Here is a 16,204-nt window from a genome sequence, read left to right as displayed (position 1 = left end):
TGTAAATTTTGACAAATACATTCTTTATTAGTATAATATTTATATGAGTAAAAAATTAAATACTGCAAAAATAAAATATTTCAATCCTTTGAATGATTATTTTATAAGATACCTTTTTACTGATAAAGGCAGCAGCGAGTCTATACTTTTAGATTTTATCAATTCTATAATGCTTAATGCTAATATGAAGACTTTTCGTTCTGTGGAAATACTAACACCATTCAACTTGAAAAAAAATAAAAATTTAAAAGAAACAATAGTTGACGTAAAATGCATTACACAAAATGGTTCAGTGGTTATTATAGAAATACAATTACAAGGTAATTCAAGATTTCCAGAACGTATACTTTATTATTGGGCTGCTAATTACAGTAAATTATTAAAGCATGGTGAAAGATATGATGAGCTTACACCTGTAATAAGCATTAATCTTCTCAATTTTAATTTGGATAAAACTAAAAACATACATTCATGCTATATGCTTTATGAGATGAATAATAAAAAACTTCTAACAGATCATTTACAAATACATATAATAGAGTTAAAAAAGTTTAGGAAAAATGTATTATCTAAAGATTTAAATTATTGGCTCAAAATATTCACAAGTAAAAATTTGGAGGCATCTATGTCTGAAATAGTAAAAGAAAAACCTATAATGGAAGAAGTACAGAAAAAATATAATAATTTTGTAAAAAGCAGATTGATGATGATGGAATATGAGAAAAAAGAAGCATATTTATACGGCAATCAAATAATGCTTGATGAGGAAAGAAGACTAGGTAAAGAAGAAGGAATTAAAGAAGGAATTAAAGAAGGAATTAAAGAAGGAATTAAAGAAGGAATTAAAGAAGGAATTAAAGAAGGAATTAAAGAAGGAATAGAGCAAGGAGAAATAAATAAAGCAAAAGACATAGCACTAAATTTAAAAAACATGAATATGAGTAATGAAGATATAAGCAGAATAACAGGTTTAAGTATAGATGAAATAAAAAAATTATGAGCATCTGATAAGTTTACTTATCAGATATTTTCAGCGAATAATTTTTTTATGTATAAATAAAGAAAAATAAAAAAATTATGAGCATCTGATAAGTTTACTTGTCAGATATTTTCAGCGAATAATTTTTTTATGTATAAATAAAGAAAAACACTTTAGTTTTACAAAATAATTATTGAAAAGTTTTTAATAAAAAATTAATAATCACTACGGAGTTATAATTATGGGCTGTTTGGGAGTATTATTTGCTTTAAGCGATAAGGATTTAAATAAATTATTAAAAACTTCAAGACTTGAAAGACCTGATTTTGTTTCTGAATATTTAGAAGAAATATACTTTGAAAAACATAAAAAATATATTTATGAGCTTGATAAATCTTGGGACGCTATGCATAGATGCCTTTCTAATGACGGATTTTTAGTATTCGGCGATGATAATTATCCTTTAGGCTCTGTTATAATGGGAGGAGATGTTTTATACGGAAACGGAGATGATGAAGAAGATTATATTATTACATTAAAAAAAGCAAACATTGTTAAAGACATTGCCTCAAAAATAGAAACTATCACAAAAGAAAAGTTCAAAGAAAAATATTTTAAAATAGATGAAAAAGATTATGAGTATTCTTTAAGCGATGAAGACTTTGAATATACTTGGGATTATTTTTACAGAAGCATAGAGTTTTGGAAAAATGCCTCTGATTCAAACAGAGCTGTAATATTTACAGTTGACCAGTAAAATTATTCTTAATATTATTAATAATGAATAAATATTTTATTTTTTTATTTTTTGCTATTTGTTTAAATGCTTTTCCAGTTATGGCTGATGATATTTATAAATTAAGTGATTTAAAATATAAAGGCTATGACATACATAGAGAAAAATCTGATATAATAGGCTTTCACAAAGATGAATATAATTATAATTTATTTTTAGAAGATGATAATTTTGACACTAACAATTTATATATTCAAACATTAGACAAAGATGCAGATATCAAATTAAATATAACTTCAGAGCAAAATCAAAAATACAATATAAACATTTTAGAAATAAATATAATGAAATTAGGGCGTATACTAAATACATATAAAATTAATATATACCCTGCTCTATTTAATATAGAAATTACAGACGGCTACAATAATTATAAATCTATAAAAGAAAATAAATCATTTATAATACAAATACCAAAAAATATTTATGACAGTATTAATGAAAGAAATGTAAACTCATTTCTGAAAATTGATTTCTTTTTAAACGGCAGTAAAAAGATAAAAAATTTTAAAGAAATAGATAATTATAAAAGTTTTGATATAGAGCTTTTCAGCAGATATCCATACTATTTTAATATTTATAATATAAAGATAATATACAACTAAATATTATCTATTATCAGGGTCAAATCTCTGTAAAAGTCTTATTAAAAAATAAGCTGCTAAAAACATTATAGGACATAAAGCCCATTCTATGCCTTTTGGAAGTCCGGGAAAGACCTGTATAATAGATCCTAATACAAAACCTGATATTATCAAATAAGAAGACTTTACATAATGCTCCATCCAATATTCTAAAATTTTAGTAGTAAGAACAACTCCTAAAATTGCACCTATAGCCAAAGGTGCTAAATATGGAATATACAAATCATGAACAGCATCAATAGTTTCTTGATAAATACCTAAAAGCAAAAACATATACGAAACACTTATACCCGGAAGTATCATAGCAATAGCAACTATTAAACCAGCCACTATAAGTATAAAGTACATAAACATCTCGCTTCTATCCCCTGAACTGCTGAAAAAACCTTCAGGTATTATAGATATTAAATATACTATGCCTGCTCCTAAAAGAATATATATAATGCTTAAAAAATCAAATTTATATGATTTAGTTTTATTATAAACTGTATTAAATCCTCCAAGTGCCGCCCCCATAAAAAAGAAAGAAGAAACTGTATAATATTTCTCTATTAAATTTGATAATGGCTTTGAAATTATAACCATACCTAAAAGAGAGCCTGCACAGAAAAATATTAAAAACAAAAAGTTAAGTTTATTTTTAAGAAAGTAGTTTTCATTTTTTGAGAAAGTTAAAATACCGCTTAAAGAAGCAATTAATTTATCATATATACCAAGTATCATGGCCATAGTTCCGCCGCTGAAACCCGGTACAAGCATTGAAGCTCCTATGATAAAACCTTTTATTATAGTATAAATATAATTGCCTAAAATTTTCATAATTTTCAATAAACCTCTTTCAATAAATAATAAAAACTATCAAATATTAGAAAAATGATAATATATTATATAATAATTTTAAGCAAGTATTTTTTACAATTATTTTACTATTTTTTTACAAATATGTAATTTTATAAAAAATAAATATACTTAGAAACATTTTTTTATTTGTATATTTTTATATACATTATATTTTAATATGCCTTTATCTTGAGTTAATAAAATTAAATTATTTGTTTTTGCAGTAGCTAGTATAATTGCATCCGGAAGTTTTATAGAAATTTCTCTTTTTATTAAAATAGTTTCATTTTTAATATAATTATCTAAATTTATAATATTAATACTATCAATAAAATCTTTTATTATATTTTCTTCTTCTGATGTTATTTTTGGATAACATAATAATTCTATTTCCGATATTATTGATGTAAATATATTATATTCACTATCGAATAAAAACTTACCGCTTAGAAAATATATAATTGCATTTGTATAAAGTAATATATTATTTCCATTCATTTCTTATTTCTTTTTGGAATTCTAGCGGATCTTTTTCTAATATTTTTAAACTTCCGCTAAATTTATTCAAATCATTTTTGGTATACTTTTTTTGTTTATTGAGCAATAAATCATAAAAATCTATTATCTGTTTTTTTGATTCATTATCCAATACAGATAAATCCAAAATTTCCATAAGAATTTCCTCTTAAAATAAATTACTCCTCACCTATACTCATAGGCATAATAATATAATAATAATCCTCTCTTTCTATCTCTTTTACCATAGTAGGACTAGAATCTTTATTAACCATAAAAGTAACTATTTCAGAATCAATTTGTTTTATAACATCTTGTATATAAGTGTAATTATAAGCCACAGAATGCTCTTCGCCTGAATATTTTATATCAATTTCTTCTAAAGATTCTCCCATCTCTTGGTTAATACCTTTTACTTTAAGAGATTCCTCAGAAACGGTTAATATCATTCTCTTTGAACGAACATCATTAATCATAGGTACAATTCTTCTTATAGCATCAAGCAAATCATTTTTATTCACTCTGAAACTATATGCAAACTCTTTTGGTATAACCTGTCTGAAATTAGGATATTTTCCTTCTATAAGGCTTGATACAAAATCATATTTGCCAACTTGGAAATAAACCTGCTGACCGTCAACCCCCATTTTTACTTGTTCTACCTCATCATAATTTGCAGTAACAAGTATTTCATTTAAAACTTTAGGCTCTATAATTATTGAGAAGGATCCATTTTCTACACCTTCAAATTCTCTCTCTATAACTGCCATTCTTCTGCCGTCAGTAGCAACAGCAAGAAATTTAGAATCGGTTTTCTCAAAGCATATACCTCTTAAAGCAGGCTTGAAAGGCTCTTTAGCTATTGATGATATTGTCTTATTAATCATAGTAACCAATTCTTTAGTTGGAAGCATGATATAACTAATATCTCCATTGCTTTCAGGATAAGCAGGGAAATCATCTGTTTTCATTCCGATGATTAAGTGTTTAGTTTTTCCGTTTTCAGATTCTATGTTTATTTTTTCGTTTTCTTCAACATTGATAGTAATAAGCCCGTCAGGCATCTCTTTTAATATAGAACTTATTTTTTTGGCATATACCGCTACAGCACCTTCACCCTCGCAGTCATCAAGTATGATTCTGCTTCTAGCCCAAACAGAGCCGTCAGTGGCAGTCAATGTAAGCATATTTCCTGAAAGATGAAAAAGCACATTGCTTTCTATATTATAAATTACTTTACCTTCAACAACATTTTCAGTAACTCCGATAGATTTTACTATATCTTTTTTTAAACATCTAAATCTCATTGCTTCCTCTTTTTTATTATTTTTTATTTATTTATATTCTATTAATTTCTAAAAACTATAATATTGATTACTAATTCTAACATTAAAAAATATTTTTTACAATATATTTTAATTATTATAAATTTGATAAATATTTATATATATCCTCGTACCCCTCATACTGTGCTATATCTATAGGAGTAAGAGAATAATTGTCCTTTATAAAATCCTTAGCACCAAGCTCTATTAAAGCAACAACAGCATCGTATTTGTTATAATAAACAGCCCAATGCAATGCCGTTCTTCCATTGTTGTCTATTTCATTTAATTGATTGCCGTATTCAGCTATATCTTTTATTATTTCAGTATCTCCGTTATATACCGCATACATTAATAAAGTCTTACTCTCACTATCTCTGATTTTATAATCTATATTTTTTCTATTATCTCTTATAAGTTTTTTTATATCATTAATACTCAATTGATTATTTTCATTAAGTAATGCCTTCATAACTATTGTAAGTCCTGAAGAATCAACTTCATTTATATTTGCAATGGAATTAATTTTTTTATTATAATAATTATATATAAATACAGTGAATAAAACTAATATAACAAATAAAATAATAAATATATTGTTTTTATTGCTTTCTTTGGTAGAAATCTTTTTAGTATTTTTATTAGCTTTTTTCATAAATTTGCCTTTATTATTATTAATAAACAGTAATTTATATATACTTGTAACATTATTATATATAATAATAAGAAATTTGCTTGAAAAAATTAATATTTATTCTATACTTAATATAGTAGTATTATTAATAGTAATGAATTTAAGGAGATATAAAATGGAACTTTTAGCACATATTTTAGCAACCGAAAATAATGAAGAATTTATTAAAAAACTTCTAACAGAACTCTTCACAAAAGATGAACAAGATATGATACAGCAAAGATTGAGGATAGTAACATTATTAAGAAAGAAAATGCCGCAATATGAAATAGCCAAACATTTAAATGCAAGTCTTTGTTCGATAACAAGAGGAGCAAAGGAATTGAAGAAAGAGGACAGTGCTTTAGCAATAATAGTTGATAAATATCTTATAAATGATAAAAACTTTCAAGAATCATTAAACAAATCAAAGTAACAATATACTAATCTCATCTACATAATCAAAATATGACTTTTTTATAGATAAATAATTATTATATATATTAAAATACTTAGTATTATTATTTATAATGTTATAATACTTATCATAAAATTTTTCATTAAAGTAATTATTATACTTATCAATATTTATTCCTTTTACTGTTCTTAGTGAAAGGAATATAAATTCTTTTTTTCTAGTATCTATATCTAAGTATTCATTTTCTTTTATGGGGAGATTACTATTATTAATAAAATTAAAATAATCTCTAAGTATTTTTACATTGCAGTATCTATTATTATTATAACATCCTACAGCTGATACTCCTATACCTATATAATCCTTTAAAAGCCAATAATTACTATTATGAATAGAATTATAATAAGGAAGCGAATAATTTGAAACCTCATACCTTTTAAATCCAAGTCCTTCCAATGTATCAGATGCTTTTTTATAATAAATGACGGATTCTTCATCATTAGGGAGTAAATCTTTCCATTTTTTTTGCAATGACTCTGTAAGCTCTAAATAATAAAGAGAAAAATGCTTGATTTTAGGAAGTAAATCATAAGAAAATAATATATCATCTTTTATTTGTGTTTCTGAGTTTAAAGGAAGAGCACATATAAAATCAAGAGATATATTTTCTAAAGAAGATTTATTTATTAATTTAATAGCATTTATGATATCTTTTTTATAAGTATGCCTATTTATAATAGCTAAACTTTTTTCATTGAATGTCTGTATACCTAAAGAAAGTCTTATATTTGTTATATTCTCTAAAAATTTGATATACTCCGAGTTTATATCATTTATATTTGATTCAATAGTTATTTCTTTGATTAAATCTGTATTTTTTAAATTAATATTATGATTATATACAATATTTAATATATTATCTAATAAATATTTTAAAAGCCCGCTGCCTAATACTGAAGGAGTACCGCCTCCGAAATATATTGTTTCTATATATGATTTATAATTTTGTATTCTTAATTTTAGTTCTGATATTAATGCTTCTGCATATTTTTTGTATATTTCTCTGTCATTCATATTAACAATAGAATAAAAATTGCAGTAACTGCATTTATATGTACAAAAAGGGATATGTATATAAAGCCCTGACATTTTATTATTTTAAGAAATCTTTTAATGAACTATATTTCTGAGAATGCATTTTTCTCAATGCTTTTTTCTCTATCTGTCTTATACGCTCTTTAGTAAAAGAAAACATTTCCCCTACTTCTTTAAGTGTTTTTCTCTCCTGATCTATTCCATATCTGGCATTAATAATCTGTTTTTCTATATCTGATAAACTTTCAATAGCGGTTTTTAATTCCTCCATAAGCTCTTTGTTTATAGCAGTTTCTTCAACATTTGCAGAAGTTTTATCCTCTATAGTATCAATAAGCCTATCCTTCATACCGTCATAATTATATTCGCCTTCAAGGGAAATATGTTCTGTACTCATAGACATAATATGAAGTATATCATTAGGATCTTTATTTAATATTGCGGCAAGTTCATTAACATCAGGAGTATACCCGCTTTTATAATAGTATTGATGTACAGTGCGTTCCAAATCAACCAAATCCATAGCTTTATTTAAAGGAAGCCTTATAAGTCTTGATTTCTCATTTATAGCCCTTAAAATACTTTGCCTTATCCAATAAACCGCATAAGATATAAAATGATACCCTTTATCAGGATCAAATCTATCAGCTGCTATTATAAGCCCCATATTGCCTTCGCTTATTAAATCTTCAAGCAGAAGTCCGCTGTTTTTATACTGTTTTGCTATTGTAATAACAAATCTTAAATTGCTTCTAATTAGCTTTGATCTTGCTTCAGCATCTCCTTCTTTTAATCTTTTAGTGAGTTCTATCTCTTCTTCTCTAGTTAAAAGTTTCTCTTTTTTAGCATCTGCAAAATATAATGATATATTATTCTGTTCTTCCGTATTAGTTCTTAACCTGCTTTCTGACATATTTCTATACTCTTAAATTAGTTATTAATTATATCATTTTTAATCATTAAATCAAATTCATAAATATCTATTTGCAAGATCATGTACAACGGAATGATTGAAAGAATGAGAAGACTTATTAGCAGTAACTTTGCCTCTTATAGGTCTGCCCAAAATATATAAATCTCCAATTATATCCAAAATTTTATGTCTTACAAACTCATTATCGAAATGAAGTTTAGTATTTATTACTTTTCCGTCGCAAAGAAGTATATGACTTCCTATCATACCGCTTCCAGCCATTCCCATTTTTTGGGCATAATCAATATTATCTATAGTATTAAATGATCTTGCTCTTCCAATCTCATCAGTAAACTGATCAAAATTTTCAAATTTATATGTATATTCCTGTACTCCTATAGATCCTGCAAAATCTATACGAAGACTTACTTCAAGCCCGTCATAAGGAGAAAGTATTATATAAGTTTCATTATCATTAACATTTCCATAAGTTAAGGTAGTATCTATAACTATAGGCTCTATATAATCATCCTGCTCTACAAAACCAGCCTCTTTTAAAGCATCACAAAATACTAAAGCAGAACCGTCTACATTAGGTACTTCTCCGTCACATTTTACTATTAAATTAGTAATACCCATCATATGAAGTGCCGCCAAGAAATGCTCTGTAGTTTTTATATATCTGTTTCCTGATACTAATGCTGTGGAATTAACCGCCCCGGATTTATCTTTAGAAAGTATATTATTATGTGATAATTTTATATGAGTATTTGTATTAATATCAATAAAAACTATACCTGTATTAACCTCTGCAGGAACCAATGTTAATGCAGTTTTTCTTCCTTCCATTAATGCGAAACCGCTTACAACAATACTTTTAGCTATAGTTCTCTGTTTAACCTTATATCCTACATTACTGCAAGGTTTATTAGAGCAATTTTCCTCATTTACTGATGCTTCCGCTTTATCTATACTCTCTTTGAATACATCTTCACAGCTTGAAAGCAGCTTTGATATGCTAATAGGCTTTTCTAAAAAGTCATAAGCCCCCATTTTAGTAGCCCTAACTGCTGTTTCAACTCCGGCATGTCCGCTCATCATTATTACAATGGTATTAGGGTATTTTTCTTTTATATTAGAAAGTATATCCAAACCGTCTACATCGGGAAGCCATACATCTAAAAATACTAAATTTACTTTCTTACTATTAAGTATAGCCTCTGCTTCTTTATAATTTTTAGCTATATCTACTCCATAGCCTTCATCTTCTAAAATATCCTGACAAGTAGTCAGTATATCCTCTTCATCATCTATTATTAATATATTTTGTTTAGTTGTTACTGTCTGCATATTAAAATCTTCCAATTTACAAATATAGTATATTAATTATATATAATCAATACTTTATTTATATTATCGTAAAATAATGATTATTTTCTTTAAACATTCTTATTCTTTATTAATATAACCTTACAAATAAACAAATAGTTAACAAAATTGCAAATTAATATTCAAAAAATATTGTTTTTTTTATACTATAAATATACAATATAGGACATTAATAATTATTATTTTAAGGAATATTAAAGTGAAAGATTTACTCATTGAAATATTGGTTGAAGAGATACCTGCAGATTTTGCATATCCGGCAAGTATGAGTTTTAAAAAAATAATAGAAAATACATTAAAAAATAATGGTATTAATTTCAGCTCTGTTAACTCATATACTACTCCAAGAAGATTAGCAATTTTAGCAGAAGATATAGAAGAAAAATCAAAAGATGAAGTTATAGAATTTAGAGGACCTTTATTTGAAAGTGCTTTTAAAGATGGTACTCCTACAAAAGCAGGAGAAGGATTTTTGAAATCTCATAATATTGATGCTAATTCGGTAAAAAATATTGATGAAAATGAATCATTTGATAAACCATATATAAAAGAAGTAAATGGAAAAAAATATATATTCGTAAAAAAAGAAAAAAAAGGCATAGAAACCAAAAAACTATTTGAAGAAAAACTAGAAAGTATTGTTTCAAGTATAGATTTTAAAAAGAAAATGAGATGGGGAAATAAAGATTTTGCTTTTGTACGCCCTATAAGAAATGTGATTGCTTTATTTGGAAATGAAATCATTAAAACTTCAGTTGCAGGAATAGAAACTAATAATAAAATAACAGGACATAGACTTCTTTCACCGGAATTTAAAGAAATTAATAATCCTAAAGACTATGAAAAAATATTATTAGAAAAACATGTTGTAGTTTCAAGAGAAAAAAGATTAGAAAATATTATAAATCAATTAGAAAATATAGAAAAAGAGCTTGGATTTGAAGCTGTTTCTAAGAAAAAAGTATCTGAAATAGTTGTGGATTTGGTAGAAGAGCCGTACTTACTAACTGCTGAATTCGATTCTAAATTCTTGGAAGTACCTAAAGAAGTATTAACAAGTGAAATGATTGAGCATCAGAAATACTTCCCATTATGTAAAAAAGACGGTTCTTTAACTAATGTATTTGTAATAACAGCTAATCAGCCTAAAACTCCTCAGATAATAGCTGGAAATATAAGAGTATTAACAGCAAGACTTTCAGACGGAAGATTCTTATACCAAGAGGATATAAGAAAAGGTATGGACGAGATGAATGAAAGACTTGAAATGCTTATGTTTAGAAAAGAGCTTGGAAGTGTTGCTGATAAAGTAAAAAGACTTGAGAAAAACTCTGAGCTTTTAATAACACTTTTAGGCTATGAAAAAGATAAAGAAAATATACTTAAAGCTATTAAATATATGAAATCAGATTTAGTAAGCAATATGGTTTATAATTTCCCAGAGCTTCAGGGTATAATGGGCGGATATTTTGCAAAAGCTATGAATCTTAATGACGATGTTGCTTTAGCTATCAATGAACAGTACAGACCCTTATTTGCTGCTGATGAAATACCTTCTAATGATACAGGTAAGGCTATAGCTATACTTGACAAAATGGATAATATAGCAGCCGGATTCTATGTAGGAGATATACCAACAGGCTCTCAAGACCCTAATGCTTTAAGAAGACAGGCTTTAGGTATTATTAATATACTTACAAAATCTAAAAAGCATGTTAATCTTAAAAAATTAATAGAACAGTCAATTAATTCTATGCCTAAAGAAGCAAGAAATAATAAAAGCGAAGATTTAGTAAAAGATATATTCGAGTTCTTTAAATCCCGTTTTGAAAATGATATTGATTTTGCTAAAGATTCCGTTGCAGGTGTTCTTTCTACAGGTATAGACGATATGTATGACGCTTACTTAAAAATAGAAGCTATTGATGCATTCAGAAAGAAAAATGAAGAGCTATTCTCAAATCTTTTATTAGTATTTAAAAGAATTAAGAATATGATTAAATCTGCTAAAGATGTAAACTTAGATGAATCTTTATTAAAAGAAGAGGCAGAAAAATCTCTATACAATACATATAAAGAAAAATTAAATGAAGTTAATAAACTTATGGAAAATAGAGAATATGAAAAAACATTTGCCTTATTAGCTAGTTTATACGAACCTTTGGATAAATTTTTCAAAGATATTATGGTAAATGTAGACGATGAAAAAATCAAAAATAATCGTATAGCTTTGCTTTCTTCAGTTGATAAAATTTTTAAAAATATGCTTGATTTCTCTAGTTTAGTAAAATAAAAAATAATTAAATAAATCATTATAAAAGGCACTTTCATTTATTACAAATGGAGGTGCTTTTTTGTATTGGCTATATAATTTATCAAATATAAAAAAAATTTACATTTTATTATTGTAATATTTTCTATATATTTTATTATATCATAAATACAAAAAAGGAGAAAAAATGAAAAAAATTATACCTATAGTACTATTTATATTTGTTTTAGTATTTTCATGTACAAAAGCAGATACAACATCAAATCAAGAAGGAACATCAAATAATAATGCATCATCTGAAGCCGGCACTATGGATATAGATTTTCAGGCTGTATTCGGAGAAAAAGCAAATGATGATAATAACTTAATGCAAAACTCATATTTAAAAGTTTCAGGAACTTACGGCAATATTGATGCTAAAGTAGACGCTGCTACAGGAGCTTCAACTCCAAAAGGAGCTACTAAATCTTGGGACTCATACAGATACGAAAATAAACAATATGCAAATAATAAAATAGAAAGAGGATTCGGATTCTTTGTGCTTTACGGAGTTTCACCTGCTAAAACCTATAATTTTGACGGTATGACAGGAACCGGAGTATCACAAAAAACTTTAGATGGAACTAATGGTCCTATGATTACAGGAACAGGAGTTACCAAAGATGAAACAGGAGTAATTACCATAAGATATGCTCATGCTGGAGGACCTACAGTTTATCCTTGGGTTTATGAATTAAAATCTGATACTAACGGAATATTCAAAATAGGTTATGGACTAGATAATAATAAAATAAGCACTTCTCAAATTTCTAATGACATAAATTTTACTGATATTCAGATGGTTACTGATAAGGCTAAAGACGGACTTCCTTATTGGCAGGGAGATTTGCAGGGTACTTTTGAAAATGACACTTTAACTTTGAAAGGTACATTAAAAGAAGTTAAATAAAAAATTATCAAACAAAAAAGGGCTTTATAAAAATATAAAGTCCTTTTTTATTTAATAAAAAAATATTAAAAATTATTTTATTTATCATATAAATTTTATTAGCTAATAATATCTGCAAAATAAACTTAACAAATGCTAATAATTTTTATTAAAAATGCATTCCAATATATAAATACTATAAATAAATTATATACTTAAATGAGTCCAAGCCTCATAAAAATGATGAACAGGACCATGACCTTTTCCTACACTATCAGTTTTGGCGGCCTTTAATGCATTAAATAAATACTCTTTTCCTAGTTTTGAAGCCTCAAGAGGACTTTTACCATGTGCTATATAACTGCATATTGCAGCAGAAAGAGTGCATCCTGTACCATGAGTATTTTTTGTATCTATTCTTAAAGCATCTAAAAACTCTTTACTTTCTTTACTCATAAATAAATCTCTTGAAAGCTCTCCTTCCAAATGCCCGCCTTTAAGCATAACATTCTTTGCTCCCATATTAAGTATATCATTAGCAGCATCTATCATATCATCATCAGTTTTTATTTTTTTTAGAGTTAAATCCTCTGCCTCTGGTATATTCGGAGTTACAATTGTAGAAATAGGAAGTATGTATTTTTTTAAACTGTCCACTGCCTCCTCCAAAAGAAGCCTATCTCCGCTTTTAGCTACCATTACAGGATCAACTACTATAGGTATATTTTTAGCATTACTGCCCAAAAAATCAGCAACTAGCTTTATTATATCGCTATTAAAAAGCATTCCTATCTTTATAGCATCAGGTATAATATCATCAAATATGCATTCTAATTGTTCTTTTATAGCCTTTAATTCTATTTCATAGCAGCTTCTTACACCCTGAGTATTCTGCACAGGCAATGCAGTAAGTACGCACATTCCATAACAGCCCAAAGCAGAAAAAGTTTTCAAATCTGCCTGTATACCCGCACCTCCGGAACCATCAAATCCGGCTATTGTCAAAGCCTTTACCATTGTCAAACTCCTGTAATAATAAATAATATCACTTTAATTTTTCTATGTATTTATCATATATAAATTTACATATCAATTTAGCATTAAATACAGATAAATCCTCAAATTCACCAATATATTCATTTCCTATCTTTTCCAATATATTAATAGAAAAACTTATTTTATAAGAACTAATAGACATAGAAGCATTCTTTATAACATGCCCTACTTCTATACTAGCTTCTTCAGGCGGCATAATAAATTTTAATCCTACCGGAGACATTTCTATTATCATACCATGAAGAATCTGTCTTACTCCGTCATGTCTAAATACCAATTTAAAATTATCCAAATTGTTTATTACTATATGTTTTAGTTTTTTAGGCTTAACTCCTGCCTTATCTATTAAAACATTAAATCTATTCAAAAAATCTTTTTCATTAAAAGGCTTTAATAAAAAACCTGAAACCCCTATTCTCATCATCTTAGTAAAAAATTCCCTGCTAGGATCTGCAACATGAACTATAACATGCACACCATGATATCTGTCATCTAAATATATTTTTTCAAGTATACTCTCCATATCAGCATCATTTTCTCCAACTTCTATAATAGCAATAGAAAAAGGAAGTTTACCAAACATGCTCAAAATATTATTTTTATCCTTCACAGCAACAACTTCATATCCTGCTGTAATAAGAATACTGATAAGACTATCTCTTATCTGTAAAGATGAATCATAAATTAATACTCTCATAATTTTATACCTGAAAAATTAATTATATTGTTATTACATTATATAATAGAAAAAATTAAAATCAATAATATATATAAACTTCATCACAAATGATAAAGCAAATATTTCTATAATAACTTATTAATATATAATACAATATATTATATATTTAATAAAAACTACTATAAAGTTTTTTATTAACAAAAATATATAAAAAGTTGTTTTTTTTCTTTAATTATATATAATAAAGACATGAAAATATCTGGATATAATTTATTTCCGCCTCTTTTAGGGCATATAAAAAATTGGTACAGCCATATTGATAGGATTAAGAATATGGGATTTGAATGGGTATACATTAATCCTATAACATATCCCGGATTTAGCGGAAGTTTATACGCTACAAAATATTATTACAAATATAACCCTGCTTTTTTCACTAGTTCTGAACAAGAAATCGCAGAAAAAGAGTTAAAAGATTTTCTTGCCTATTGCAATAATCAAAAAATAAAAGTAATGATAGATTTAGTTATTAACCATTCATCAAAGGACTGTAATCTTGTTAATGAACATTTTGAATGGTATAAAACCAAAGACGGAGTTTTGCAGTCTCCGGGGGCTTGGGATAATGGAAAATGGATTGAATGGGGTGATTTAGCTGTGTTCAATAATAAAATGAATCCCAATGAAAAAGACGAAGAAGAAAATGCTAATACTAAAGATAATCAAGACGGCAATGCAGAAAATGAAGAAAAAGAAAATAATCAGCATATTAATGATAATGAAATATTAAATCCTATATGGTATTATTGGAATGATTTAATAAAACATAATCTAGATTTAGGATTCAGCGGATTCAGATGTGATGCGGCATATAAAGTCCCTAAAAAATTATGGAAATATCTAATATATAATGCTAAACAGATAAATAATAAAGTTATATTCTTTGCTGAAAGTTTAGGCTGCTCTATGGAAGATACTGAGAAGCTAATTGATGCAGGTTTCGATTATGTGGCAAGCAGTGCCAAATGGTGGGATTATGAAGGCGAATGGTTTATAGAACAGTATGATCTTGCAAGAGAAAAATGCAGGCAAATAGCATTCCCAAGCAATCATGATACAAAAAGGCTTATTTCTGAATATGACGGAAATATTTGGCAGGTAAAACAGACTTTCCTATTCACAGCTATAGTATGCGATATGTGGATGATAACTTTGGGTGATGAATACGGATTCTTAAAAAGATGCAATGTTGTAGGCGGTAATCAAAAAGATTATGAAAATATCAGCTATGATTTAAGCGAATACATAAAAGATATCACTAATTATATAAAAAATAACACTATACTTGCTGATTGCGGTAAAATAGTTTCCATTGATATAGAAGAAAAAAAGAAACTAGATAAATTGAAAAAAGAAACCGATACTCATTATGGATACTATGAACAAGAAAAAAATTATAAAGAAAAAAAAGAAAAAGATCCTTTTAGAAAGTTTTATAAATATAATTTAGATGAAAGTGAGAAACTTTTAATTATAGTTAATATAACTTCTAAAACTAGAAAATTGGATACAAAAGAATACGGCATAAAAAAAGATATATCATTTGAAAATAAAATAGAAAATATTACAGAAACTATAGACATATTGCCGTATGAATTAAAAATATTTGCTTTATAGGTAA

General features: G+C 26.6%; 17 protein-coding genes. 7 read left to right on the top strand and 10 right to left on the bottom strand.

Annotated features, from left to right (window positions below; genetic code table 11):
* Positions 1–43: 43 nt before the first annotated feature.
* From BHAMNSH16_RS10185 to BHAMNSH16_RS10175, 3 genes are all read left to right on the top strand, one after another.
* Positions 44–1,000 carry an Rpn family recombination-promoting nuclease/putative transposase gene (locus BHAMNSH16_RS10185; protein WP_069731453.1) on the top strand — a complete coding sequence of 319 codons (957 nt, stop codon included), beginning with the start codon at positions 44–46 and terminating at the stop codon, positions 998–1,000.
* 220 nt (positions 1,001–1,220) lie between these two features.
* Positions 1,221–1,736 carry a YfbM family protein gene (locus tag BHAMNSH16_RS10180; RefSeq protein ID WP_008728009.1) on the top strand — a complete coding sequence of 172 codons (516 nt, stop codon included), beginning with the start codon at positions 1,221–1,223 and terminating at the stop codon, positions 1,734–1,736.
* An 80-nt stretch (positions 1,737–1,816) separates the two neighbouring features.
* The gene (locus tag BHAMNSH16_RS10175) at positions 1,817–2,380 is read left to right on the top strand and encodes a hypothetical protein (RefSeq protein WP_373367747.1); all 564 of its coding nucleotides are present in this window, start codon (positions 1,817–1,819) and stop codon (positions 2,378–2,380) included.
* Between the two features lie 3 nt (positions 2,381–2,383).
* On the opposite strand, the gene BHAMNSH16_RS10170 is transcribed toward BHAMNSH16_RS10175, so the two are convergent.
* From BHAMNSH16_RS10170 to BHAMNSH16_RS10150, 5 genes are all read right to left on the bottom strand, one after another.
* Complete coding sequence (locus BHAMNSH16_RS10170) at positions 2,384–3,238, bottom strand: DUF368 domain-containing protein (protein ID WP_008728006.1); 855 nt, start codon at positions 3,236–3,238, stop codon at positions 2,384–2,386.
* A gap of 150 nt (positions 3,239–3,388) precedes the next feature.
* Positions 3,389–3,757 (bottom strand): type II toxin-antitoxin system VapC family toxin, encoded by a 369-nt coding sequence (locus BHAMNSH16_RS10165; RefSeq protein ID WP_008728004.1) that lies wholly within the window; start codon positions 3,755–3,757, stop codon positions 3,389–3,391.
* On the bottom strand, positions 3,744–3,932 hold the full coding sequence (locus BHAMNSH16_RS10160) for a hypothetical protein (protein WP_069731451.1): 189 nt from the start codon (positions 3,930–3,932) through the stop codon (positions 3,744–3,746). The genes BHAMNSH16_RS10165 and BHAMNSH16_RS10160 overlap by 14 nt, the downstream gene beginning before the upstream one ends.
* 22 nt (positions 3,933–3,954) lie before the next feature.
* On the bottom strand, positions 3,955–5,082 hold the full coding sequence (gene dnaN / locus BHAMNSH16_RS10155; protein WP_008728461.1) for a DNA polymerase III subunit beta: 1,128 nt from the start codon (positions 5,080–5,082) through the stop codon (positions 3,955–3,957).
* 115 nt (positions 5,083–5,197) lie between these two features.
* Entirely contained in the window at positions 5,198–5,755 is a 558-nt protein-coding gene (locus BHAMNSH16_RS10150) for an ankyrin repeat domain-containing protein (protein WP_008728462.1), read from the bottom strand.
* A 76-nt stretch (positions 5,756–5,831) separates the two neighbouring features.
* On the opposite strand from BHAMNSH16_RS10150, the gene BHAMNSH16_RS10145 reads away from it, so the two are divergent.
* A complete protein-coding gene (locus BHAMNSH16_RS10145; RefSeq protein ID WP_241033602.1) occupies positions 5,832–6,209 on the top strand; it encodes a Trp family transcriptional regulator in 378 nt (125 codons plus the stop codon).
* On the opposite strand, the gene hemW is transcribed toward BHAMNSH16_RS10145, so the two are convergent.
* Genes hemW through lpxC form a run of 3 tightly spaced genes read right to left on the bottom strand, consistent with a single transcriptional unit; the run spans position 6,201 to position 9,549 of the window.
* A complete protein-coding gene (gene hemW, locus BHAMNSH16_RS10140; protein WP_008728464.1) occupies positions 6,201–7,340 on the bottom strand; it encodes a radical SAM family heme chaperone HemW in 1,140 nt (379 codons plus the stop codon). The two genes, BHAMNSH16_RS10145 and hemW, sit on opposite strands and share 9 nt — an antisense overlap.
* A 4-nt stretch (positions 7,341–7,344) precedes the next feature.
* Complete coding sequence (locus BHAMNSH16_RS10135; protein WP_008728465.1) at positions 7,345–8,199, bottom strand: sigma-70 family RNA polymerase sigma factor; 855 nt, start codon at positions 8,197–8,199, stop codon at positions 7,345–7,347.
* A gap of 57 nt (positions 8,200–8,256) precedes the next feature.
* Positions 8,257–9,549 (bottom strand): UDP-3-O-acyl-N-acetylglucosamine deacetylase, encoded by a 1,293-nt coding sequence (gene lpxC / locus BHAMNSH16_RS10130; protein WP_008728466.1) that lies wholly within the window; start codon positions 9,547–9,549, stop codon positions 8,257–8,259.
* Between the two features lie 238 nt (positions 9,550–9,787).
* Between lpxC and glyS the strand changes: the two genes are divergently transcribed.
* Entirely contained in the window at positions 9,788–11,881 is a 2,094-nt protein-coding gene (glyS, locus tag BHAMNSH16_RS10125; protein WP_069731450.1) for a glycine--tRNA ligase subunit beta, read from the top strand.
* 166 nt (positions 11,882–12,047) lie between these two features.
* Positions 12,048–12,809 (top strand): hypothetical protein, encoded by a 762-nt coding sequence (locus tag BHAMNSH16_RS10120; protein ID WP_008726835.1) that lies wholly within the window; start codon positions 12,048–12,050, stop codon positions 12,807–12,809.
* Between the two features lie 186 nt (positions 12,810–12,995).
* Here the strand turns inward: BHAMNSH16_RS10120 and thiD are convergent, their stop codons facing one another.
* Positions 12,996–13,805, bottom strand: a complete 810-nt coding sequence (gene thiD, locus BHAMNSH16_RS10115) for a bifunctional hydroxymethylpyrimidine kinase/phosphomethylpyrimidine kinase (RefSeq protein WP_008726834.1) — start codon at positions 13,803–13,805, stop codon at positions 12,996–12,998.
* 28 nt (positions 13,806–13,833) lie between these two features.
* Entirely contained in the window at positions 13,834–14,541 is a 708-nt protein-coding gene (locus tag BHAMNSH16_RS10110; protein WP_069731449.1) for a PleD family two-component system response regulator, read from the bottom strand.
* 231 nt (positions 14,542–14,772) lie between these two features.
* Here BHAMNSH16_RS10110 and BHAMNSH16_RS10105 point away from each other — a divergent pair, with 231 nt between their 5' ends.
* A complete protein-coding gene (locus BHAMNSH16_RS10105) occupies positions 14,773–16,200 on the top strand; it encodes an alpha-amylase family glycosyl hydrolase (RefSeq protein WP_039954634.1) in 1,428 nt (475 codons plus the stop codon).
* Positions 16,201–16,204: the final 4 nt, after the last annotated feature.

The organism is Brachyspira hampsonii, from assembly GCF_002214805.1.
In the GTDB taxonomy this organism is placed as follows: domain Bacteria; phylum Spirochaetota; class Brachyspiria; order Brachyspirales; family Brachyspiraceae; genus Brachyspira; species Brachyspira hampsonii.
This window is presented reverse-complemented; position numbering and strand designations above follow the sequence as displayed.

What these genes read in the sequence shown, in the direction of transcription:
- BHAMNSH16_RS10110 (WP_069731449.1), bottom strand. Translation starts at nt 14,541, where the DNA reads ATGAGAGTATTAATTTATGATTCATCTTTACAGATAAGAGATAGTCTT.
- dnaN (WP_008728461.1), bottom strand. Translation starts at nt 5,082, where the DNA reads ATGAGATTTAGATGTTTAAAAAAAGATATAGTAAAATCTATCGGAGTT.
- BHAMNSH16_RS10170 (WP_008728006.1), bottom strand. Translation starts at nt 3,238, where the DNA reads ATGAAAATTTTAGGCAATTATATTTATACTATAATAAAAGGTTTTATC.
- BHAMNSH16_RS10135 (WP_008728465.1), bottom strand. Translation starts at nt 8,199, where the DNA reads ATGTCAGAAAGCAGGTTAAGAACTAATACGGAAGAACAGAATAATATA.
- thiD (WP_008726834.1), bottom strand. Translation starts at nt 13,805, where the DNA reads ATGGTAAAGGCTTTGACAATAGCCGGATTTGATGGTTCCGGAGGTGCG.
- BHAMNSH16_RS10165 (WP_008728004.1), bottom strand. Translation starts at nt 3,757, where the DNA reads ATGAATGGAAATAATATATTACTTTATACAAATGCAATTATATATTTT.
- BHAMNSH16_RS10105 (WP_039954634.1), top strand. Translation starts at nt 14,773, where the DNA reads ATGAAAATATCTGGATATAATTTATTTCCGCCTCTTTTAGGGCATATA.
- BHAMNSH16_RS10120 (WP_008726835.1), top strand. Translation starts at nt 12,048, where the DNA reads ATGAAAAAAATTATACCTATAGTACTATTTATATTTGTTTTAGTATTT.
- BHAMNSH16_RS10175 (WP_373367747.1), top strand. Translation starts at nt 1,817, where the DNA reads ATGGCTGATGATATTTATAAATTAAGTGATTTAAAATATAAAGGCTAT.
- lpxC (WP_008728466.1), bottom strand. Translation starts at nt 9,549, where the DNA reads ATGCAGACAGTAACAACTAAACAAAATATATTAATAATAGATGATGAA.
- hemW (WP_008728464.1), bottom strand. Translation starts at nt 7,340, where the DNA reads ATGTCAGGGCTTTATATACATATCCCTTTTTGTACATATAAATGCAGT.
- BHAMNSH16_RS10150 (WP_008728462.1), bottom strand. Translation starts at nt 5,755, where the DNA reads ATGAAAAAAGCTAATAAAAATACTAAAAAGATTTCTACCAAAGAAAGC.
- BHAMNSH16_RS10160 (WP_069731451.1), bottom strand. Translation starts at nt 3,932, where the DNA reads ATGGAAATTTTGGATTTATCTGTATTGGATAATGAATCAAAAAAACAG.
- BHAMNSH16_RS10185 (WP_069731453.1), top strand. Translation starts at nt 44, where the DNA reads ATGAGTAAAAAATTAAATACTGCAAAAATAAAATATTTCAATCCTTTG.
- BHAMNSH16_RS10180 (WP_008728009.1), top strand. Translation starts at nt 1,221, where the DNA reads ATGGGCTGTTTGGGAGTATTATTTGCTTTAAGCGATAAGGATTTAAAT.